21 protein-coding genes are annotated in these 20,731 nt (G+C 63.8%); 10 read left to right on the forward strand and 11 right to left on the reverse strand.

The window, feature by feature from the left end; genetic code table 11:
* Nucleotides 1-96: 96 nt before the first annotated feature.
* From FHP91_RS10505 to flgB, 7 genes are all read right to left on the reverse strand, one after another.
* Nucleotides 97-765 (reverse strand): flagellar basal body L-ring protein FlgH, encoded by a 669-nt coding sequence (locus FHP91_RS10505; RefSeq protein WP_144309545.1) that lies wholly within the window; start codon nt 763-765, stop codon nt 97-99.
* 21 nt (nt 766-786) lie between these two features.
* A complete protein-coding gene (flgG, locus tag FHP91_RS10510; RefSeq protein WP_144309546.1) occupies nt 787-1,569 on the reverse strand; it encodes a flagellar basal-body rod protein FlgG in 783 nt (260 codons plus the stop codon).
* A 136-nt stretch (nt 1,570-1,705) separates the two neighbouring features.
* Nucleotides 1,706-2,446, reverse strand: a complete 741-nt coding sequence (gene flgF / locus FHP91_RS10515; protein ID WP_144309547.1) for a flagellar basal-body rod protein FlgF — start codon at nt 2,444-2,446, stop codon at nt 1,706-1,708.
* A 21-nt stretch (nt 2,447-2,467) separates the two neighbouring features.
* On the reverse strand, nt 2,468-3,691 hold the full coding sequence (gene flgE, locus FHP91_RS10520) for a flagellar hook protein FlgE (protein WP_144309548.1): 1,224 nt from the start codon (nt 3,689-3,691) through the stop codon (nt 2,468-2,470).
* 15 nt (nt 3,692-3,706) lie between these two features.
* Nucleotides 3,707-4,378 carry a flagellar hook assembly protein FlgD gene (locus FHP91_RS10525; RefSeq protein WP_144309549.1) on the reverse strand — a complete coding sequence of 224 codons (672 nt, stop codon included), beginning with the start codon at nt 4,376-4,378 and terminating at the stop codon, nt 3,707-3,709.
* 14 nt (nt 4,379-4,392) lie between these two features.
* The gene (flgC, locus tag FHP91_RS10530; RefSeq protein WP_144178941.1) at nt 4,393-4,797 is read right to left on the reverse strand and encodes a flagellar basal body rod protein FlgC; all 405 of its coding nucleotides are present in this window, start codon (nt 4,795-4,797) and stop codon (nt 4,393-4,395) included.
* 14 nt (nt 4,798-4,811) lie between these two features.
* Complete coding sequence (gene flgB / locus FHP91_RS10535) at nt 4,812-5,216, reverse strand: flagellar basal body rod protein FlgB (protein WP_144309550.1); 405 nt, start codon at nt 5,214-5,216, stop codon at nt 4,812-4,814.
* A gap of 263 nt (nt 5,217-5,479) precedes the next feature.
* On the opposite strand from flgB, the gene flgA reads away from it, so the two are divergent.
* The 8 genes from flgA (at nt 5,480) to FHP91_RS10575 (ending at nt 14,541) form a co-directional block, all read left to right on the forward strand.
* On the forward strand, nt 5,480-6,163 hold the full coding sequence (gene flgA, locus FHP91_RS10540) for a flagellar basal body P-ring formation chaperone FlgA (RefSeq protein ID WP_144309551.1): 684 nt from the start codon (nt 5,480-5,482) through the stop codon (nt 6,161-6,163).
* 125 nt (nt 6,164-6,288) lie between these two features.
* Nucleotides 6,289-6,585, forward strand: a complete 297-nt coding sequence (gene flgM, locus FHP91_RS10545) for a flagellar biosynthesis anti-sigma factor FlgM (protein WP_144309552.1) — start codon at nt 6,289-6,291, stop codon at nt 6,583-6,585.
* A complete protein-coding gene (locus FHP91_RS10550) occupies nt 6,582-7,058 on the forward strand; it encodes a flagella synthesis protein FlgN (RefSeq protein ID WP_144309553.1) in 477 nt (158 codons plus the stop codon). Before flgM ends, FHP91_RS10550 begins: the two co-directional genes overlap by 4 nt.
* Nucleotides 7,051-7,737, forward strand: a complete 687-nt coding sequence (locus tag FHP91_RS10555) for an HD domain-containing protein (protein WP_222105166.1) — start codon at nt 7,051-7,053, stop codon at nt 7,735-7,737. The genes FHP91_RS10550 and FHP91_RS10555 overlap by 8 nt, the downstream gene beginning before the upstream one ends.
* 81 nt (nt 7,738-7,818) lie before the next feature.
* The gene (locus tag FHP91_RS10560) at nt 7,819-9,798 is read left to right on the forward strand and encodes a DNA topoisomerase IV subunit B (protein WP_144309554.1); all 1,980 of its coding nucleotides are present in this window, start codon (nt 7,819-7,821) and stop codon (nt 9,796-9,798) included.
* Between the two features lie 30 nt (nt 9,799-9,828).
* Nucleotides 9,829-10,965 (forward strand): ABC transporter substrate-binding protein, encoded by a 1,137-nt coding sequence (locus tag FHP91_RS10565; protein WP_144309555.1) that lies wholly within the window; start codon nt 9,829-9,831, stop codon nt 10,963-10,965.
* 15 nt (nt 10,966-10,980) lie between these two features.
* Nucleotides 10,981-13,353 carry a DNA topoisomerase IV subunit A gene (parC, locus tag FHP91_RS10570; protein ID WP_144309556.1) on the forward strand — a complete coding sequence of 791 codons (2,373 nt, stop codon included), beginning with the start codon at nt 10,981-10,983 and terminating at the stop codon, nt 13,351-13,353.
* Nucleotides 13,354-13,665: 312 nt separating this feature from the next.
* Nucleotides 13,666-14,541 (forward strand): amino acid ABC transporter substrate-binding protein, encoded by an 876-nt coding sequence (locus tag FHP91_RS10575; protein ID WP_144309557.1) that lies wholly within the window; start codon nt 13,666-13,668, stop codon nt 14,539-14,541.
* Nucleotides 14,542-14,556: 15 nt separating this feature from the next.
* Here FHP91_RS10575 and FHP91_RS10580 read toward each other — a convergent pair whose 3' ends face one another.
* Together FHP91_RS10580 and FHP91_RS10585 are read right to left on the reverse strand one after the other, a co-directional pair.
* Nucleotides 14,557-15,720, reverse strand: a complete 1,164-nt coding sequence (locus FHP91_RS10580; RefSeq protein ID WP_144309558.1) for a GGDEF domain-containing protein — start codon at nt 15,718-15,720, stop codon at nt 14,557-14,559.
* 136 nt (nt 15,721-15,856) lie between these two features.
* Entirely contained in the window at nt 15,857-16,354 is a 498-nt protein-coding gene (locus FHP91_RS10585) for an Lrp/AsnC family transcriptional regulator (protein WP_222105167.1), read from the reverse strand.
* Between the two features lie 110 nt (nt 16,355-16,464).
* Between FHP91_RS10585 and FHP91_RS10590 the strand changes: the two genes are divergently transcribed.
* The gene (locus FHP91_RS10590) at nt 16,465-17,412 is read left to right on the forward strand and encodes a hypothetical protein (RefSeq protein ID WP_144309559.1); all 948 of its coding nucleotides are present in this window, start codon (nt 16,465-16,467) and stop codon (nt 17,410-17,412) included.
* A gap of 49 nt (nt 17,413-17,461) precedes the next feature.
* On the opposite strand, the gene FHP91_RS10595 is transcribed toward FHP91_RS10590, so the two are convergent.
* Entirely contained in the window at nt 17,462-17,935 is a 474-nt protein-coding gene (locus tag FHP91_RS10595; protein WP_144309560.1) for a bacteriohemerythrin, read from the reverse strand.
* Nucleotides 17,936-18,008: 73 nt separating this feature from the next.
* Nucleotides 18,009-18,878 carry a flagellar motor protein MotD gene (gene motD, locus FHP91_RS10600; protein ID WP_144309561.1) on the reverse strand — a complete coding sequence of 290 codons (870 nt, stop codon included), beginning with the start codon at nt 18,876-18,878 and terminating at the stop codon, nt 18,009-18,011.
* 211 nt (nt 18,879-19,089) lie between these two features.
* On the opposite strand from motD, the gene FHP91_RS10605 reads away from it, so the two are divergent.
* Nucleotides 19,090-20,715 (forward strand): methyl-accepting chemotaxis protein, encoded by a 1,626-nt coding sequence (locus FHP91_RS10605; RefSeq protein WP_144309562.1) that lies wholly within the window; start codon nt 19,090-19,092, stop codon nt 20,713-20,715.
* Nucleotides 20,716-20,731: the final 16 nt, after the last annotated feature.

Below are 20,731 nucleotides of genomic sequence, written 5' to 3' on the forward strand. Positions count from 1 at the left end.
CGCAGGGCGGGTTTCAACCCGCCAAACCGATCGAGCCAGCGATGGCGGGTTGAAATCCGCCCTACGGAGAATGCGCGTACGGTATCCATGGCGACCTCAGATCGGCAACAGCAGCAGGAAGAAGCGCTGCAACCAGCCCATCACCTGGCTTTCGTTGATATAGCCGCTGCCCTTGTACTCGATGCGCGCATCGGCTACCTGGGTCGATTGCACGGTGTTGCTGGTGGTCACATGGTTGGGATTGACCACACCCGAGAAGCGGATGAATTCGTTACCCTGGTTGATCGCCACCTGCTTTTCGCCCGACACCAGCAGGTTACCGTTCGGATACACCTCGATCACCGTGCAGGTGATGGTGCCGTTGAACAGGTTGTTGGCGGCGGCCGCGCCCTGCCCCGAGAAGTCGCTCTCGCTCTCCGCCTCAACACCCAGGCCCGCCAACCCCTTGAGCGGCAGCTTGTTGATCGAGGTAATGCCGGCGCTCAGACTGCCATCGCGGCTCGCACTGGCATTGGAGGCCTTGCGCGCCGTGGTGCTCTCGGCCAGGTTGATGGTGATGGTGTCGCCCACCAGCCGGGCGCGGCGGTCTTCGAACAGCGGGCGCGACCCCACGGCCTGAAAGATGGCCCCGTTGGCCGGTGCCACGCCGGCACGCACTTCGGGCCGGGCCGACATGGGTTGATGCACGGCCGTCGGGGGCGTGGTTTCGAGCGCCGCGCAGCCGACCAGCAAGGTCGTCAGCAACAGGGTGATCAGGGCGCGCATGACGAGTCTCCCGAGCCGAAATCAGAGCTGCGTCAGGCGACCGAGCATCTGATCGGACGTCTGAATCGCGCGCGAATTGAGCTCGTAGGCACGCTGGGTGGTGATCAGCTGCACCAGCTCTTCAGCCACGTTCACGTTGGAGGTTTCGATGTAATTCTGGTTGAGCACGCCGGCGCCGTTCGACCCCGGGGTGTTGGGCGTCGGGGTGCCGCTGGAGGCGGTCTCGAGGTAGAGGTTCTCGCCTGCGCTTTGCAATCCGCCGTTGTTCACAAACGTGGCCAGCTGGATGGTGCCGACCTGCGTGGGCGAGACCTGTCCGGACTGCTGCACGCTGACCGTGCCGTCCTTGCCGATGGTCATGCTCACGGTGTCGGCCGGCAGGATGATGGCCGGGGTCAGCGGATAGCCGCTGGCGGTGACCATCTGGCCCTGGTTGTCGAGCTGGAAAGAGCCGTCGCGGGTGTAGGCGGTGGTGCCGTCAGGCAGCTGGATCTGGAAGAAGCCCTCGCCCTGCACCGCCACATCCAGCCCGTTGCCCGTCTGCTGCAGATTGCCCTGCGTGTGGATGCGCTCGGTGGCCACCGGGCGCACGCCGGTGCCGATCTGCAGGCCGCTGGAGATCTGGGTTTGCTGGGTCGACTGGGCGCCGGGCTGGCGCAAAGTCTGGTACAGCAGGTCTTCAAACACCGCGCGCGAGCGCTTGAAACCGGTGGTGGAGACGTTGGCGAGGTTGTTGGACACCACGTCCAGCTGGGTTTGCTGGGCGTCCAGGCCGGTGCGGGCAATCCACAGTGAGCGGATCATGTCGGGCTCCTTCGCGCGCTAGGGCGCTATGCATTCGCGTGGGCCAGCACACAGGGCGGCCCTTGAGATCAGAGTACGCCGGGCGACGCCCTCCCGATGCGAGGAAGAGGCGCCAAAATGCCGGTCAGTTCATGCCTCAGCCGGTCGTCAGCAGCTTGGTGGCGACCTGGTCGTTAGTCTCGGCCTTGCGCAGCAGCTGGGTCTGCATCTCGAACTGGCGGGCCAGGGAAATCATGTTGACCATCTGATCAACCACATTCACGTTGCTGCCTTCCAGATAGCCACCGGCCACCTGCACGGCCTCGTCGGCCGGCGCGGGCGCGCCACCGGCGGTGCGAAACAAGCCGTCTTCGCCCCGACGCAGCTCGGCCTCGGGCGGATTGACCAGCTTGAGGCGGCCAATCACGTTGACCGCATTTTTGTCGCCCGTCGTCGGAATGGCCGAGATCGAACCGTCTTTGCCGATCACGATCTGGTTGTCCGGCGGCACCGTGATGGGGCCACCGTCGCCGATCACGGCACGACCGTCGCGGGTCTGCAGCACGCCTTCGGCGGAAAGTTCAAAGCTGCCGTTGCGGGTATAAGCCTCCCGGCCATCGGCGCCTTGCACAGCAAACCAGCCCTTGCCTTCAACCGCCACGTCGTAGGTGCGACCGGTCAGCTGCATCGGGCCAGGTCGGAAGTCGGTCGCTACGCTGGCATCCACCACGAAACTGCGGCTGGCCAGCGGCGAATCCTGCACATCGACCGCGCGAAACTTGTGCATCTCGGTGCGAAAACCGGTCGAGGTCGCGTTGGCCATGTTGTGCGACACCGCTGCCTGTTGGGTCAGGATGTGCTTGGCGCCGGTCATGGCGGTGTAGATCAACTTATCCATGGCGTGCGACTCCCTCGGCTATCAGCGCAGGTTGACCAGGGTTTGCAGAATCTGGTCCTGGGTGCGGATGGACTGCGCGTTGGCCTGGTAGGCCCGCTGCTGGGTAATCATGTTGACCAGTTCGGCGGTCATATCCACGTTGGACTCTTCGACAGAACCCGCCGCGAGCTGACCCAGGCTGCCAGAACCCGGCGCGCCGATCAGCGGCTGGCCGGAGTCCGGCGACTCACCCCACAGGTTGCTGCCGAGCGAGAGCAGACCACCCGAGCTGGCAAAGTTGGCCAGCACTACCTGACCCAGGTTGCGCGACTGGCCGTTGGAGTAGCGGCCCTGCATGGTGCCGTCGTCGGCGATGGTGATGCCGGACAGACGGCCGGAGGCGTAGCCGTCCTGCACCTGACGGTTCACCCCGAAGGCGCTGCCATATTGCGAGCTACCCGAAAAGTCGAGCGTAACCGCCTGCGGCGTGTTTGCACCGAAGGTGGCGGGGATGGTCAACGACAAGGTGTGTGTCGCACCCGCGGTCAGCGCGCCTGCGCCGTCGAAGGTCATGGACGGACTACCCGTAGCGAGCGTGGCCGGACCGCCGTTGAGCTGCGTATAGAGATCCCAGGTGCCGCCGCCGGTCTTCTGGAAGTACATATTAAGAATATGGTCATTGCCGAGCGAGTCGAACACCGTCACCGAGGTCGATGCGTTGTAGGTGGTCGGATTGGCCGCGTTAAAGGCCACACCCGGCGCCACCGCACGTGAATCCAGGTTCAAACCCACGGCAATGGCCGACGACGGCTGCGGCTGCAGGTCAGAGGTGTCAATCTGCAAATCGGTCGGCGAGGACGGCAGGATATTGCCCTGGTTGTCGGCCGCATAACCGGTGAGCCGGTAGCCGGACGAATTGACCAGGTAGCCGTTCTTGTCCACATCGAACTGGCCATTGCGGGTGTAGGCGATCGCGCCCTGCCCGCTGACCCGGAAGAAACCTTGCCCGTTGATGGCGATATCCAGCGGATTGCCGGTCGGCGTGATGTTGCCCTGCGAGAACTGCTGGGCAACCGCGCCCACCGCCGTACCAATACCGATCTGCACACCCGCGGCGGCGCCGTTGAGCGCCGCGGCATACACGTCGGTAAAGAGGGTGGAGCCGCCCTTGAAGCCGACGTTGCTGCCGTTGGCCACGTTGTTACTGATCACGTCGAGGGCTTTGGAGGCGGCATTCAGTCCGCTCAAACCTTGTTGGAAAGCCATGGCGATATGCTCCCGTCAGAGAATTTGCTGAATTTCGTTAAGCTGGAAAATGCCCAGCGAACCCACCTGCACATCGACACTCTTGGGCCCGCGGATCACGCTGGACACCTGACCGAGTTCAAGTGCGGTGGCGGCGACTTTTTCATCGCCTTGAGTCGCGGTGATTTTCACCGTGTAAACGCCGGCAGCGGCCGGAGTGCCATCAGTGGCAGTGCCATCCCACTGGAAGGAATGCGTGCCAGCGGTATGCGCACCCATGTCGACCGAAGCCACCTCGAGACCATTGGCGTCGGAGATGGAGACGATCACCTTGTCGGCTGAGGCGTCGAGTTTGAAGCCGCCCAGCGAGCCCTGATCGGTCAGCACCAGGCCCTTGCCGGGGACCAACACCCCACGGCCGAGCAACTGTGCCGCCTGCAAGGCCTCGGACGACTGCTGGCCTTCCATCAATTCGCCCAGCGTCGCGTTGAGTCGCTCGATACCATCGACCGTGCTGATCTGTGCAAGCTGAGAGGTCACCGCGGCGTTGTCCATCGGGCTGAGCGGGTCCTGGTTTTTCAGCTGCGTCGTCAGCAAGGTCAGAAATCGGCTCTGCGCATCCTCCGTCGCCTTCGGCTTTTGCGCCTCGGTGCGGGCGAGATTGCTCAGAATCTGTTGTGCGCTGGAGGCGCTATCGACGGTGGCCATGACTCACTTCTCCTTTACTGGCCGATGCCCAGCGTTCGCTGAAGCAAGGTGCGGGCGGTGTTCATCACCTCCGCGTTGGCCTGATACGAACGGGAGGCCGAGATCATGTTGACCATCTCCTCCACCACGTTCACGTTGGGCATTTCGACATAACCCTCGCCGTTGGCAGCGGGGTTGGCCGGGTCATACACCATGCGCCCCGGCTCGGCGCTCTCGACAATCTGATCAACCTTCACGCCGACCGAGCTGGCACCATCGACCGACTCGGCCGAGAACACCACCTGTTTGGCCTTGTAGGGCTGGCCATCCGGCCCGGCCACGCTGTCAGCGTTGGCCATATTGGAAGCGGTGGTGTTCAGTCGGACCGACTGCGCATTCATCGCAGAGCCGGCAATCTTGAAAACGTTGAGCATGCTCATTGTTCGTTACCTCCTCACTGACCCTGAACCGCGCTTTGCATTGAGCGCAGCAGGCCGTTGATGAAGGTGATGCTCGCTTCGTAGTGCAGCGCGTTTTCCGCAAAGGCGGCGCGCTCCACGTCCATATTCACGGTGTTGCCATCCACGCTCGACTGCTGCTCGGTGCGGTACCGCGCCGCCGCTTCAAGCGGATTGGCCGTGCTGCCCGACTGATGACCACGGGCCGTGGTGGCCAGTGCCAGCGGCCCCATGCGCGAACCCAGCGCGCCAGACAGCGCAGCGCTGAAGTCGACATCGCGCGCCTTATAGTTAGGCGTATCGGCATTGGCGATATTGGTGGATAGCAACTGCTGGCGGTAGGCACGCGCGTTCAGCGCGTCCTGATGAAACTGCAGTGCGTTATCGAGCCGGTTGGTCATGGTGTCACCTCGTTTGCTGTGCCTCGGGCCATCAGTAGCTGGCGCCGGGGGCAGGAACCCTATTGCACCTTTCATGCCAGGCATCCTACGCACCGTACATTGGTGGCCATCGGCCGAATAAGCCGCCAAAACACGGGCATTTCAGCCGCCGCACCGGCAAATCCAACCGGCAAGCGGCAAGCTTTGCCGATCCAGCAAACAGGGGCGTAAACACCGGTTTGTTCCCGGCACGCCTTCGCGCCAGAACATGGTGTAATGCCGCCATGAAATACGTCGCCTCCTGCCTGCTACTTGTCGGCCTCGCCCTGTCTGGCACCGGCGCCAGCGCCCAGACGGCCGACACCATCCGCGCGGTGGTGTACGAATTCCTGCGCGGTCAAACTGCCGGCTCGCCGGGCGACGTACGCATTGAGGTCACACCACCCCAAACACAAGCACTACCGGCCTGCGACCGGATCGAGCCGTGGCTGCCCGCCGGTGCGCGCGCCTGGGGGCGGGTCCGGGTCGGCGTGCGCTGCACCGGCCCGGCCAACTGGTCGCTGTATGTGGCCGCCCATGTGCAAGTGATGGGTGCCTACCTGGTCAGCGCCCGAGCCCTGCGCCCCGGTGAAATCCTCACCGCCGGCGATCTGGCCGAACAGCAAGGTGACCTCACCGAGATGGGCCGTCAGCTCCTTACCGACCCCGCCCAGGCCATTGGCAGTCAGATGCGCTTCGCGGTCGCCCAGGGGCAGCCCCTGCGCGCCACGATGATGGCCCAGCCGCAAGTCATTCAATCCGGCCGACCGGTATCGGTGATTGTGCAAGGCAGCGGTTTTCGCGTGGCCAACAGCGGCACGGCGCTCAACAGCGCGCGCGCGGGCCAGGGCGTGCGTGTGCGGCTGCCGTCAGGCAAAGTGGTCCATGGCGTTGCCAGTGAAAACGGGGAGGTAGTGCTGAGTCCGTGATATGTTTCACAGCGTGGCAGCGGTGTTGGCGTCGTTACATTTAGTATCTGATCTGGATGCTAAAGTTCTGTTGTGCGTCGCCGTAACAGCACCTGTAGTCATATATAAAAAAAGAGGACCAGGCTGTGAAAATCGACAACTCCGTGAAATCGGTGGGCAATACGCCTGCCGGCGAGCAGCGTGCCAAAGCGACTGCCGCAGCGCAACCGAGCGCCCCAACAGGCGACCAGGTGCAGCTGTCATCGGGGCTGCAGAAGGCGGAAAAAGCCATTGCGGCAACCCCGGTGGTTGACCAGGCACGCGTAGATGAAATCAAACAAGCCATCAGTGATGGTCAATTTTCTGTGGATGCCAACAAGGTCGCCGACGGGCTGATCGAAAGCGTTCGCCAGATGCTGGCCCACCAACCCAGACAAGCGTGACAAACCAGAACCCGGATCGCCTTCGCCTGCATGCACTGATTATCGACGAAGCCTCGCGCCTGCGCGGCTTCGTCGATCTGCTCGTTCACGAAGAGCAATTGCTCATCGACGGACAGGCCGATGCCCTGATGCCGGTCGCCGACGAAAAGAACCAGCGCTACCGGCAACTCCAGAAAATCAACGACGATCGCACCCGCCTGCTCGCCCGCCTTGGGCTGCAGCAGACCGATGCGATCATCCGCGCGCTGTGCCAGGACGCACCCGCCGCGCTCGCCGCCTGGGACACCGTGCTCAAGCTGGCCCGCGAAGCGCGGGATCGCAACCAGCGCAATGGCGTATTGATCATCGAACGCATGCAACACAACCAGGCCGCCCTGACCACCCTGCTGGCGGCGGCCAACCAGCCTCAACTCTACGGCCCGGACGGGCAATCGCGCCCCACGGGCGGCGGCAGAAGCCTGGGCAGTGTCTGAGGCCGGTCGCGACCGCCTCGCCCACGACGCGCAGAGGCCCACCGAAGCGGCGCTGCGCGCCTTCATCCTGACCCGTTTGCCGGCCGACCCGGCGCATGACATCACCCATGTCGAGCGTGTGGTCGCCAATGCGCGCCTGATCGCCAACGCCGAAGGCGCCGATCTGGCCGTGGTGATTCCCGCGGCCTGGCTGCACGACTGTGTGAGCTACCCCAAGAATCACCCCGACCGCGCGCGCTCATCACAACATGCCGCGGCGCTGGCCGTCGACTGGCTGCGCGAACAAGGCACGTCAAGCGACTTGCTCCCGGCCATCGGCCATGCCATCGAGGCCCACAGCTTCAGCGCCGGCATCACCGCCGAGACGCTGGAGGCCCGCGTCGTGCAGGACGCCGACCGGCTCGAAGCCCTCGGCGCGATCGGCATCGCCCGTTGCCTGATGGTCGGCGGCGCACTGGGCCGGCCGCTCTATCACACCGACGATCCGTTCTGCGCGTCGCGCGCGCCCGACGATCAAGGCTTCACCATCGACCACTTCTACCGCAAGCTGTTTCATGTCGGCGAGACGCTGCACACCAACGCCGCCCGGTGCGAAGCGGCGGCACGTATCGAATTCATGCGCGCATTTCTGGCCCAGCTTGGCACCGAAACCGCCCACAAACCCGAGGCTGACGGCTAGACACACACAGGCTTCGGCAAAGCCGCTATCCTTTCGACCCGTGTTCCGCCCCCGCGGCGGACGGCATCCAACGGAACCCGCATGGCAAGCACCACAAACTACGACGAGTCCTCCTTCCGCGTCCTCAAAGGCCTGGAGCCGGTGCGCGAGCGGCCGGGCATGTATACCCGCACCGATTCGCCCGCGCATATCATCCAGGAAGTGATCGACAACGCGGCCGACGAAGCCCTCGCCGGCTCAGCCAAGAAGATCCAGGTCACCGCCCATCGCGACGGCGCGATCACCGTGGCCGACGACGGCCGCGGTATCCCCGTCGGGCTGCACCCCGAAGAAGGCGTGCCCGTCGTGGTGCTGGCCTACACCCGCCTGCACGCAGGCGGCAAGTTCAACAAGCGCGAAGGCAACAGCGCCTACGCTTTCTCGGGTGGTCTGCACGGCGTCGGCGTCGCCGTCACCAATGCGCTGTCGCTGAGCATTGAGGTCGAGATCAAGCGCGACGGCAAGGTCCATCGCATCGTCTTCGCCAACGGCGGCGAGCGCATCGGCCCGCTCGAAGAGATCGGCACCTGCGGCCAGCGCAACACCGGCACCACGGTCAAGGTCTGGCCCGATCCGAAATATTTCGACGTGCCCAAGGTGCCCATGAACGAACTGGAGCGCCTGCTGCGCTCCAAGGCTGTGCTGCTGCCCGGCGTGGCCGTGCAGCTCGATGTCGAACAAGCCGACGGCAGCGTCAGCAGCAAGCAATGGCACTACCCCGGCGGCCTGGCCCAGTATCTGTCCGAGCTGGCCGGCGATCAGGAACCGGTCGCGCCGCTGTTCACCGGCGAAAAATACGCTGCCAGCGACGACGAAGCCTTTGCCAGCGGCGAAGGCGCGGCCTGGACTTTTGGCTGGTTCGACCCCGCCGTGCCGGCCGAATCCTATGTCAACCTGATCCCCACCGTCGCCGGCGGCACCCACGAGTCTGGCCTGCGCGCCGGCGTGTTCGAGGCGGTCAAGAGCTTCATCGAGCATCACGCACTGCTGCCGCGCGGCCTCAAGCTGCAACAGGACGACGCCTGCAGCCGGCTCAGCTTCGTGCTCTCGGCGCGCCTGCTCGACCCGCAGTTTCAGGGCCAGGTGAAGGAAAAGCTCAACTCGCGCGAAGCGGTCAAGCTGGTCTCCGGCATGGTGCGCGACCCCTTCGAAATCTGGCTCAACAACCATGTCGAAGCCGGTAAAGCCATCGCCGAACTGGCCATCCGCGCCGCCACCGCGCGCCAGAAAAACGCCAAGAAGGTCGAGAAGAAGAAGACCTCCGGCGTCGCGGTGCTGCCCGGCAAACTGTCGGACTGCGAAAGCGAAGATATCGACCAGAACGAGCTTTTTCTGGTCGAGGGCGACTCGGCCGGTGGCAGCGCCAAGCTCGCCCGCAACAAGGAAACTCAGGCCATCCTGCCGCTGCGCGGCAAGGTCATGAACGCCTGGGAGATCGACCCCGACCGCCTCTACGCCAACAACGAGATCCACGACATCGCCGTGGCCCTCGGCGTCGATGCCCATGGCCCGAACGACACGCCCGACCTGTCCGGCCTGCGCTACGGCAAGGTGGTGATCATGTCGGATGCCGACGTCGACGGCGCCCACATCCAGACCCTGCTGCTGACGCTGTTCTTCCGCCATTTCCCCAAGCTGATCGAGGCCGGCCACATCTATGTGGCGCAGCCGCCGCTGTACCGCGTGGACGTACCGGCGCAGGGCAAGAAACGCCCGGCGCGCCGCCTGTATGCGCTCGACGACGGCGAGCTGACCGCAATCCGCGACCGCATGATCCAGGAGGGCTTCAAGCCCGAGGCGCTGGAGATCGGCCGCTTCAAGGGCCTGGGCGAGATGAACCCCGAGCAGCTGCGCGAAACCACCATGGACCCGGCCACCCGGCGCGTCTTGCCGGTGCACGTTCGCGCCGACGCGCTCGACGACACCTTGCGTATGTTTACCCTGTTGATGGGCAAAGGTGAGGCGAGCAATCGCCGCGCCTGGATGGAAGCCAAGGGAGACACCGTCGATGCCGATCTTTAAACCCACGACTTTGACTTGAGACACCGCACCATGATCCAACGCATCCTGAGCTCGCTGTGCCTCACCGCCGCCCTGGGCCTGGCAACACCCCCCACGCATGCTGCCGACTTGACCGTGCTGCAGGTGGCCGACTATTCCGCCTCACGCGCCAGCCTGGGGCGCGCCGTGCGCTACGGCGCCAGTCTGGCCATTGACGAGGCCAACCGCAAAGGCGGCGTCCATGGTCAGAAGATCAAACTGGTCGCGCTCGATGACCGCTATGAAGTCGAGGACACCGTCCGGCTGCTCAAGGAAGGCATCGACACCCACAGTCCTGTGGCCATCGTCAATATCCTGGGCACCGCCAACACCGCCGCGGTGCTCAAGAGCGGCTTGCTCGACGAGGCCAAAATTCCCTTGATCGGCCCTTACACCGGCGCCGACCATCTGCGCACGCCGCTGCATCCGCAGGTGTTCCATGTGCGCGCCAGCTATGCCGAGGAGGTCGAGCGCATCGTGCTGCACTTTGCCAACTCAGGCATCAAGCGCATCGGCATCCTGCATGAAGACGATCCCTTCGGCGAATCGATCCACAGCGCCTATGTCGAGGCACTGAAGGCGCACGGTCTCGAAGCGGCCGGCCGCGGCATCAGCCCGCGCGGCAGCGTCGATGTCTCTGCGGCCGTGGCCACCGTCATGGCTGCCGACCCGCAAGGCGTGCTGATCGGCACCGCAGGGGCGCCGACCGCCGTCGTCGTCAAGGCGACGCACGCGGCCGGCCTGTTCGCACCGCGCATCGGCATCTCGGTGAACGACGCCACCCAGATCGTCAAAACCGCCGGCATCGACGCGGCCCGCGGCTTTGGCATGGTGTCGGTCATGCCCGACCCGGGCTCGTGCACACTCAAGATCTGCGAAGAGCTGCGCGCGCTGCATGAAGCGCACGGCGACAACGCCGAGCAACTGTCGCCCAACACCATGGAAGGCTTCATTTCGGCGCGGCTGATGCTGCTCGCCGCCAACAACGCCAGCGCACCGGTGACCCGGGCCAAGCTGCGCGATGCGCTTGAAGCACTCAACCCGGCCAATCTGTCCGGCTTTATCCTGAGCTATTCGCCCACCCGCCACAACGGCTCGACCTACCGCGACATTGGCGTCATCGGTGGCAGTGGCCGCATGATGTACTGAGACCGACCCGATTTCATGAGTAACGATTCTCTCGATCTGTTTGCCCCGCTGCCCGTAGACGAGGCCCCCGCGCCCGCCGCCGAGGCACCACCGCCCGCCCCACCGCCCGCCGCCCCCCCGCCCCCGATGGGCGACGACGCCCTGCCGCTCGACCTCTTCGCCGAGCGCGCCTACTTGGCCTACGCGATGAGCGTGGTCAAGTCGCGCGCGCTGCCGCAGGTCGAAGACGGCATGAAACCGGTGCAGCGCCGCATCCTGTTCGCCATGAACGAGATGCGCCTGTCGGCCAGCAGCAAGCATGTGAAGTCGGCCCGCGTGGTCGGCGACGTGATCGGCAAATACCACCCGCACGGCGACAGCTCGGTGTACGACGCCATGGTGCGCACCGCGCAGGACTTCTCGCTGCGCTACCCGCTGGTCGACGGCCAGGGCAACTTCGGCTCGCGCGACGGCGACTCCGCCGCCGCCATGCGTTACACCGAATGCCGCCTGACGCCGATTGCCGATCTACTGCTGTCCGAGCTCGACCGCGGCACAGTCGACTTCCGCCCCAACTACGACGGCGCCTTCAAGGAGCCCGCGCTGCTGCCGGCGCGCCTGCCCTTTGTGCTGATGAACGGCGCCTCCGGCATCGCCGTGGGCATGGCCACCGAGATCCCGCCGCACAACCTGCGCGAAGTCGCCAAGGCCGCCTGCCTGCTGATCCGCCAGCCCGAGGCCACGCTCGACGAGGTGCTGGAAGTGCTGCCCGGCCCGGACTACCCCGGCGGCGGCCAACTCATCTCGAGCGCCGAGACGCTGCGTGAAGCCTACGCCACCGGGCGTGGCAGTCTGCGCACGCGCGCCCGCTGGCGCGTCGAGGAGATGGCCCGAGTTCAGTGGCGGGTGATCATCGACGAGTTTCCGCATGGCGTCTCTGCCGCGCAGGTGCTGGCCGAGATCGAGACCCTCACCAATCCACAGCCGCGCACCGGCAAAAAAGAAGTCTCGCAAGAGCAGAAGCAGCTCAAGCAACTGGTGCTCGGCGTGCTCGAAACCGTCCGCGACGAATCCTCAGACAAAGCGCCGATTCGCCTGGTACTCGAGCCACGCTCCAGCCGCCAGAACCGCGACGAATTCATGGCCGTGCTGCTGGCACACACCAGTCTCGAAACCTCTACCTCGCTCAATCTGACAATGATCGGCCGCGATGGCCGGCCGCAGCAGAAGAATCTGGTGCAGATCCTCAGCGAGTGGGTGGACTTCCGCTATGTGACGGTCGAGCGGCGTACCCGCCACCGCCTGGACGAAGTCGACCGGCGCATCCACATCCTCGAAGGCCGGATGATCGCCTTCCTCAATATCGAGGAAGTGATCCGCGTCATCCGCGAGTCTGACGAGCCAAAGCCGGCGCTGATCGACGCCTTCGGCCTCACCGACATCCAGGCCGAAGACATCCTCGAGATCCGCCTGCGTCAGCTGGCGCGGCTCGAAGGCATCAAGATCGAACAGGAACTGGCCAAGCTCAAGGACGAGCGCGACGGCCTCACGCACCTGCTCGACAGCCGCCCGGCGATGACCAAGCTCATCCTCAAGGAGATCGAGGCCGACACCAAGCTTTATGGCGACGAACGGCGCACGCTGATCGAAACCGTCGCGCCGGTGACGGTGGCCGAAGTGAGCGTGGCCGACGAGCCGGTAACGGTCATCGTCTCCAAGAACGGCTGGGTACGCGCCCGCCAGGGCCACGGCATCGCCCCCGAGAGCATCAACTACAAAACCGGCGACAGCGGCTTTGCGGTAATCGAAACCCGCAGCGTCTGGCCGCTGATCGTGATCGACACCAAGGGCCGCGCCTACACCGTGCGCGTGGCCGACCTGCCCGGCGGCCGTGGTGACGGCACGCCGATCGCCACCCTGGTCGAGTTCCAGGATGGCGCAAAGCTGGCGCAGGTGGTCACCGCCGCGCCCGAAGCACACTACCTGTTCACCAACTCGGGCGGCTACGGTTTCATCTGCAAGATCACCGACGCCACCACCCGGCAACGCGCGGGCAAGGCCTTCATGGCGCTCGAGAAAGGCGAAAAGGTGCTGAGCCCGACGCCGGTCAAGGGCGACTGGATTGCCGCCCTGTCCGACAACGGCCGGGTGCTGGTCTTCCCCACCAGCGAAATGAAGGTGCAGTCCGGCGGTCGCGGTGTCATCGTGATGGCGCTCGACACCGACGCCCAGCTGGCCGCCGTGGCGGTGCCCGACAACGCCGCCAATCTCGTCATTCAGGGCATCGGCCGCGGCAGTCGTGCCACCGAGTTGAGCATCAAACCCAACCAACTCGAACTATGGCGCCACCGGCGCGCACGCAAGGGCGTGCCGCTGCCACAAAAGATCAAACCCACCGGCGCGGCCTGACCCACGAGCCAAGGTCGGAACTCACCCCCCGGTGCGGCGCAACACCGCTCCGGGGGTTTTCTTTTCTCATTGCACCGAAAAATCGCACACTCCTTTCAGACGCCCCCGAATTCTGGCGTCATAAAGCGATTTCTTGCTCCGCCAACACCGGTCTAATAGGTCTTCCCGGCGACCCCGGGAACACCCCCTCCGGGCGTCGTGACCTATCCGTCACCTCGCCCGGAGCCTTTTCGTAGCGCCACACACGACAACAAGACGGACACCACCGACAGTGCGTTCCGCAACTGTGCTCGGACTCAAAGGAGACACGGCATGAGCCACACCCGCTTGACCCACGCATTGATCGTCGCCCTGGCCCTCTTCGGCACGCTGCCCGCCCAGGCCGACACGCTCGACAAGATTCGCCGCACCGGTACGCTCACCCTGGGCTGGGTCGGCGGCAACCCGCCCTTCGGTATCGCAACGCCCGGCACGCCTGAGGGCTACACGCTTGATCTGTGCCGCCATGTCGCCGTTGACGTTCAGCGCACGCTGGGCCTGTCCGAGTTAAAGATCGCGTATCGCGAGACCACCTGGGACACCCGTTTTACCGCGCTGGACAACAACGAAACCGACATGGACTGCAGCGCCTCGACCATCACCCGCGATCGCCTCGCCCGCTACGAGTTCAGCCCTGCCTTCTACGTCACCGGCACCCGCCTGCTGGTCCGCAAGGCCGACAAGATCCGCTCAATCGACGATCTCGGCACCATGACGATCGCAGTGATCAAGAACACCACTGGTGAGAAGCTGGTGGTCGAACACAACGCGGCAGCCAGTCTGGGCTTGACGCTGCTGCATGTTGCCGACGCCGACGCCGGACTCGCCGCCGTGCGAGAGGGCAAAGCCAAAGCCTTCGCGCTGGATGACATCATTCTCTACTCGCAGATTTCCGCCGCGGACGATGGGCAGACGCAGTACGAAGTGGTCGGCCCGTTCCTGTCGATAGAACCCTACGGCATCATGATGCGCAAGGGCGACGCCCGCTTCACCGATACGGTCAGCAACAGCCTGCGCCGTCTCCTGCCCACCCCCGAGATGCCGGCGCTGTATCAACGCTGGTTCAACACCCCAAGCCTAAACGTACCGCTGAACCGCCTGACCAAGGAAACCTTCACCACCCCCAACCGCGAGCCGGCGTTTCCGTAGGCGCCGCCGCCAGCGCTACACGCTGGAAATCACCACACGATTGCGCCCGCCGAACTTCGCTTTGTACAAGGCATCGTCGGCGACCTCGATCATGGCCGTAAAGCTGCATTCGTGCGCATACGGGCTGCTCACACCGATGCTGACCGTCACCGGCTGCGCCACCATAGACAAGGGCATCTCCATCACGCTGCCGCGCAAACGCTCGGCCACGTGCAGCGCATCGATCCGGCCGGTTTCCGGCAACAGTACGCAGAACTCCTCGCCGCCCCAACGGCCGACAAAGTCTTGCTGGCGCAGTGCCCCTTGAATGGCGCCGACCACCGCACGCAGCACCCCGTCGCCAGCCGTGTGGCCATAGCGATCGTTGATCTGCTTGAAGTGGTCGATATCGACCATCAGCATGCTCGGATATCGCCCCGTACGCTGCGCCCGGGAAATCTCCCGCAAGGCCAGCTCTTCGAACGCGTGGCGGTTGTAGATACCGGTCAGCGGATCGGTGGTCGCCCGTTGATAGAGCTCGGCCGTCAGCACCTCGCCCAGCGCCAGCATGAAAAACAGGGACGACACACTCAGCGTCAGGAAGTAGGCAACAAAGGAAAACTGCTGAACCGGATCACTCAGAAAACTATCGAGATCCAGCGCGGATGTCATCATCACATTCAGCGCACGCAGCGCGCTGACCAGCGCATACAGCAAATACACGCTGAGCAGCATGAACTCGATCGCCCGCCGGCCCCGCTGACTGCCAACCCACAGTTCGCGCACGATCAGCGCCAGCACCGGGATTTTCAGCGTCGCCACCAGAATGATTCTCAGATTGATGTCGCGGTTGAGCTCAAACGCCGTCCAGTACAAGACAAAGCACACCAGCACCCAGGCCGCGGCCAGACGGTCGCTGAGGCCCGTTCGCTCATGCAGCACCCGGATCGCGTGATAGGCCATCGCAAACCCGCCGACGATGACGGTATTGCCAACCACCACCGACAGAAAATCCGGCAGCGTGCCGCGCAAAAAGACCAGCAGCGCGCCGAAGGCCGACAAGCCGCACGCCCAGCCCCAGCGGAACATGGCGCGGGCCACGACCGGCGGATAGCGGCCGGCGACAACCCACATGGCCAGTGCAACGGACAAACAGCTCACCGCAGCGAGGAAGGTGACGGTAGGAATATCCAGATGCATCGCAGGCACGCTCCGAACATACCGCCGCTGAGTCAAAGATGGCGGCGCATGTAGTGGATCAATTATGCCTTCCAAATGCTAAAACGATAGGCGGGCGAGCGCTGCCGCCAAGGCCGTCGCGACCACACGCAAGGCACTAAGCGCCGACGTCGAGCGCCGTATCGAACTTGTTCCGGAACCGCGACACCAGCGTTCGAAACTTGCGGAGGTTGTCGTCGGCGTACAACACCTCGTCGCAGAACTGGTCGTAAGCCTCCATGGTCGGCACCACCACAATCAACACAAAATCGATCTCACCCGTGACCTGATAGCACTGTTTGACGGCCACATGCGCCATGGCTCGTCCCAGGAAGCGCTGGTAGAGATCCTTTCGATCACGCTCCATGGTCACCTCCACCACGATATGCAGCAGCGGCCCCATCCGGTCCGGGTTGAGCAACACCACCTGCCGGCTGATATAACCCTGCTCGGTCATGCGCTTGACCCGCTTCAAACAGGCCGGCGGCGACAGCCCGATCACCTCGGCGAGTTTCTGATTGGTCAAGCGCGCATCCTGCTGGAGGATGCTCAGGATGCGTCGGTCAATACGGTCGAGCGCCATGGCTTTGCCTGCAAAGAGTTTCGAATCTTTCATTTTTAGACCAAATAGAAAAGCTTTTGGAAAGAATGAATCGATAAATGCCTAATTATTTACCGCCTGCGCCGCTAGACTGGCAGCATACCCAGCCCAAGACTGAAGCCCGAATGTCCGCCACGCCCCCGACCGCGCCGACGCACCCCATCATCGCCTTCGCCCGTGAGGTGCTCTACGTCTACGGCGCCTTGCTGAAAGTCATGGTGCCGGCCTTGCTCATCGTGAAAGCCCTCGACATGGCGGGCGGTAGCGAGATGCTCGCCTGGGCCCTGTCGCCGGTCATGTCGTTGGTCGGCCTGCCGGACAACCTCGGCCTGGTCTGGGCAGCGACCTTACTCAGCAACATCTACGCGGGTCTGGTGGTGTTTTTCGCGCTCGCCGCGGACACCCCGGTGACGGCAGCGCAAGCGACCGTGCTCGGCGCCATGATGCTGGTGGCCCATTCCCTGCCCGTCGAAGGCGCCGTGGCCAAAGCCGCGGGCGTGCACTGGCGTGCCACCCTGGCGATACGGCTGGTCGGGGCCATCGTCCTGGGCGGTCTGCTGAATCTGATCTATCAAAGCACCGGCTGGCTCGCCCACCCGGTCGATCTGCCCTGGCAGGCGCCCGCGGCGGCACCCACACTGGCCGGCTGGGCGGTGGACCAAGCGCAAACACTGCTCTGGATTCTGGTGATCATCGCCACACTGATGGCGGTGCTTCGCCTGCTTCGAATCCTGGGCATCGAAAAGCTGATTCACGCCCTGCTCGTCCCGGCGCTGCGGGTGATCGGCATTCGCGGCGAAGCGGCCAACATCACGGTCATCGGCGCCACGCTCGGCCTGACTTTCGGCGCGGGCTTGCTGCTCAAGGAAGTGCGCAGCGGCACGCTGAGCCGTCGCGATGTGTTTCTCACGCTGAGCTTTCTCGGCCTGTGTCACAGCCTGATCGAAGACACCTTGCTGATCCTGCTGATGGGGGCCGACCTGTCGGGCATCCTGTGGGCGCGGCTGCTGTTTGCGCTGGTCGTGATCCGTCTGTTGTCCCGTCTGCCACTGAGGCATACCGCCAGCGCCTGAAAAACAAAACGGCCCCATTGGGCCGATTTGAACTGCACAACACCCTGACTCACCAGAACTTCCACCACCATTTCTTTTCGCTCATCGACTGCTCGACGTGTGGCGCCCAGGCCGGCGCACCGCCCACACTGATGAAATAGTCGGCAAAGCGCTTGTCTGCCTCCTTGATGTGATGGGTCAACCAGACCTTGAGGAAGTGCAGCAACTCGAATGTAATCTTGGCTTCGCCGGTCTCCAGCTTGGCCTGCAAGGCATTGACCTGGCCAATCAAGTCTTCGTGGTTCTGCTTGTGCACCTCGAAGTCGGGGTAATTCGATACCCGCATGAGCGACTCTTCGACGGCAAAGTGAGTGCGGGTGTAGTCGGCCAGATCGCCGAGAATCTTGCGCGAAGTCTCGGATCCCTGGTGTGCATGAATCGCGTCATGCAGCCGATTGAGCAAGTCGACCAGCACCTTGTGCTGCTCGTCGATTTCCTGAATGCCAACGCCGTATGCATCGGACCACTGAAACAATTCCGCCATGGCGCGCTCGATGTTAATAAATGTAACAACATCCTAAACTTGTGCGCCGCAATGATTTTGATGCACGTCAATTTTAAAGAATCTGGGCGGCTTCCGGCGAAGGCACACCGGCGCTGGGCAAAATGCTCTGGATCGGATCATTGCGGCGCAACGGAACCACTGGCGGCAATTCCTCTTCGACCAGGATGGATTCGATCAACAAGGTCACCCGCCGGTTTTTACTGCGGCTGTCGGGCGTTTCGTTGTCGGCCACCGGCCGCTGATCGCCATACCCCGCCGCTGTCAGACGTGCCGGTTCGACGCCGGAATTGACGAATAAACGCACCACACTCGACGCCCGCACCGCAGACAACTCCCAATTCGAAGGAAAGCGATAGGTACTGATCGGCACATTGTCGGTATGCCCTTCAATCACGATCGGAAACTCCGACCCGACCAGCACCTGCGCCACCGCACTCAGGGCGCTCACCGCCTGCGCGCCGAGCAAGGCCTCGCCCGGGGCAAACAGCACTTCTGCGTTGATTTCCACCTTGATGCCGTTCGCACCCTCGGTGACCAGCACCTGGCCCCCATCGGATAGTGGCTTGAGCACACGCCGAATTTCGTCGGCCATGCTCCGCACCTTTTTGACCGCCGCCTCTTTTGCCGCCTGTTTGGCTTGCTCCGCCGCCTGTTGCGCACGATCGGGTTTTGGCATGGGAATCGGCCCCGTCGGCATGGGCCCCTGCGGTACCACAATCTGGGTGCCCGATTCATTCACACTCACGCTGCGAAACGCCTGAACCAACGAGTCGCTGAGCACGCGGTATTTGCCCTCGTTGACCGAGCTGAGCGAATACATCACCACAAAGAAGGCAAACAACAAGGTAATGAAGTCAGCGTAGGACACGAGCCAGCGCTCGTGGTTTTCGTGCTCTTCTACGTCTCGGTTTCGTCTGGCCATGGCGGCGTCCGGTCCTTCGGTGGCATCACAAGCGATCAATGCAACGTTTGTGCCACCCACAGACTCATTACGGCATTGCCCAGACACCCTTGAGTCCCTGCGAGTCGCGTGGCCGACAGGCCTCGGCAAATATTCGGGTTTTCCTCGCTAAAGAAACGCCCGCCGCGGCCGTACGTTGACGTCAACTTTGACTTCCTCCGACGGCACGATCATGAACTTCATCCTGTCCAGCATCCGCAACAAACTGCTGCTGATCTGTGGCGGCGGCACCGCCCTGCTGCTGGTGGCGGCCTGTGTCGGCCTGTTTTTGCAATATCGCGCCATCGACACGCTCACCAGCGAAGTCGACGCGCTCCATTCCGAGCAGTTCAAGCTGGCCGAGAACAAAACGGAGTTCCTCTCCCAGTTGCTGGACTGGAAGAACATCCTCCTGCGCATCACCGAAGACGACATCACCGCCGACTACTGGCTCGCCTACGGAAAAAAACAGGACGCACTGCAAGCCGCGCTGACCGCCCTGGCCGCCTCGCCCCTGGTCAATGAGCAGACGCAGACGCTCGCCAAGTCCTTTCTGTCCGAACACCACGCGCTCCGCGAGGCCTACGGCGACGCCCTCTCCGCCTACCGCGTCAGCTATGACATCTATGCGCTGGAAAAAGACGTGCGCGACGCCGACAAGATTGCCGGCAAGCACCTCGACGATCTGGCTGCGCTGGTCAATGCACAGATTTCCGAGCGCACCGACGCCATCAAGGCCGACTCGCGGCAAGCCATTGTGATTACCGCCGCGCTGATGGCCGTCGCCTGCGCCATGGCCTTTGGTCTCTTCCTGTGGCTGCTGCGCAGTCAGCTCATCAGCCCGGCACGCGAACTCGAGAACGGCCTGCTCGCACTGTCCAAAGGCGACTTCAGCCAGCCGATCCGGGCTCACACACGGGACGAACTGGGCCGCATCGCCATCAGCGCGGAGTCGATCCGAAACGACCTGGGCCAGCTCATCGGCCGGGTCGCCAAGTCCGTCGCCAGCGTCGACGCTGCCGCGGGCGAAGTGGCCGTCGAATCGCGCAAGGCGGCAGAATCTGCCGAACGGCAGACCGAAGCTGCCGGCGACACCGCGCAAGGCGTGGATACCGTCACCGCCGCCATCTTGCGCATCAGCGGCAACACCGAAAGACTCAGCGCGCTGTCGGAGAAAGGCCTCGAAGCGTCCTCCCGCGCGGCGGCCCGCCTCGACGCCTTGTCGAAGTCTGTCGAAGGCTCGGCCAGCGTCATGCGCGGCGTCACCGATACGGCGCAAGCCTTCTTCAAGAGCGCGCAAGAAATCACCACCATGACGCAGCAGGTGCGCGAGATCGCCGAACAAACCAATCTACTGGCACTGAATGCGGCCATCGAAGCGGCCCGTGCGGGCGAACAAGGCCGTGGCTTTGCCGTGGTGGCCGACGAGGTGCGCAAACTGGCCGAGAAGTCTGGCCAGTCGGCCAGCCAGATCGACAGCATCACGAATGTGCTGGGCGAACAGGCACGCACATTGGAAAAAGCACTGAACAAAGGACTGGAGTCGCTCGAAGACAGCCGCAGCGGCATGCGCCTGGCCTCCGAGGCGCTTGGCGAAGCCAACGAGTCGGTCAGCCACACGACCGCCGAGGTGGGTGAAATCACCCGCGCGGTGCGCGAGCAGAGCGAATCGAGCGGCCATATCAGCCGCAATGTGGAAGACATGGCCGAGCGCGTGCGCGCCAACCAGTCCGCCCTGGGCCGCATGGCCGGCGCGGCAGATCAACTGCGTGACCTGGCCGGCGATCTGAAAGGCTCGGTCAGCAGCTTCCGTCTTTAAGCCGCCGCAGCGCGCC

It is taken from the genome of Denitromonas halophila, from assembly GCF_007625155.1.
Taxonomy (GTDB): domain Bacteria; phylum Pseudomonadota; class Gammaproteobacteria; order Burkholderiales; family Rhodocyclaceae; genus Nitrogeniibacter; species Nitrogeniibacter halophilus.

Excerpts from the sequence above, each read along its gene's own strand:
- flgG (WP_144309546.1), bottom strand. The coding sequence starts at position 1,569 with ATGATCCGCTCACTGTGGATTGCCCGCACCGGCCTGGACGCCCAGCAA.
- flgC (WP_144178941.1), bottom strand. The coding sequence starts at position 4,797 with ATGAGCATGCTCAACGTTTTCAAGATTGCCGGCTCTGCGATGAATGCG.
- parC (WP_144309556.1), top strand. The coding sequence starts at position 10,981 with ATGAGTAACGATTCTCTCGATCTGTTTGCCCCGCTGCCCGTAGACGAG.
- flgF (WP_144309547.1), bottom strand. The coding sequence starts at position 2,446 with ATGGATAAGTTGATCTACACCGCCATGACCGGCGCCAAGCACATCCTG.
- FHP91_RS10560 (WP_144309554.1), top strand. The coding sequence starts at position 7,819 with ATGGCAAGCACCACAAACTACGACGAGTCCTCCTTCCGCGTCCTCAAA.
- FHP91_RS10565 (WP_144309555.1), top strand. The coding sequence starts at position 9,829 with ATGATCCAACGCATCCTGAGCTCGCTGTGCCTCACCGCCGCCCTGGGC.
- motD (WP_144309561.1), bottom strand. The coding sequence starts at position 18,878 with ATGGCCAGACGAAACCGAGACGTAGAAGAGCACGAAAACCACGAGCGC.
- flgA (WP_144309551.1), top strand. The coding sequence starts at position 5,480 with ATGAAATACGTCGCCTCCTGCCTGCTACTTGTCGGCCTCGCCCTGTCT.
- FHP91_RS10590 (WP_144309559.1), top strand. The coding sequence starts at position 16,465 with ATGTCCGCCACGCCCCCGACCGCGCCGACGCACCCCATCATCGCCTTC.
- FHP91_RS10575 (WP_144309557.1), top strand. The coding sequence starts at position 13,666 with ATGAGCCACACCCGCTTGACCCACGCATTGATCGTCGCCCTGGCCCTC.
- FHP91_RS10605 (WP_144309562.1), top strand. The coding sequence starts at position 19,090 with ATGAACTTCATCCTGTCCAGCATCCGCAACAAACTGCTGCTGATCTGT.
- FHP91_RS10505 (WP_144309545.1), bottom strand. The coding sequence starts at position 765 with ATGCGCGCCCTGATCACCCTGTTGCTGACGACCTTGCTGGTCGGCTGC.
- FHP91_RS10525 (WP_144309549.1), bottom strand. The coding sequence starts at position 4,378 with ATGGCCACCGTCGATAGCGCCTCCAGCGCACAACAGATTCTGAGCAAT.
- FHP91_RS10595 (WP_144309560.1), bottom strand. The coding sequence starts at position 17,935 with ATGGCGGAATTGTTTCAGTGGTCCGATGCATACGGCGTTGGCATTCAG.
- flgE (WP_144309548.1), bottom strand. The coding sequence starts at position 3,691 with ATGGCTTTCCAACAAGGTTTGAGCGGACTGAATGCCGCCTCCAAAGCC.
- flgB (WP_144309550.1), bottom strand. The coding sequence starts at position 5,216 with ATGACCAACCGGCTCGATAACGCACTGCAGTTTCATCAGGACGCGCTG.
- FHP91_RS10585 (WP_222105167.1), bottom strand. The coding sequence starts at position 16,354 with ATGAAAGATTCGAAACTCTTTGCAGGCAAAGCCATGGCGCTCGACCGT.
- FHP91_RS10580 (WP_144309558.1), bottom strand. The coding sequence starts at position 15,720 with ATGCATCTGGATATTCCTACCGTCACCTTCCTCGCTGCGGTGAGCTGT.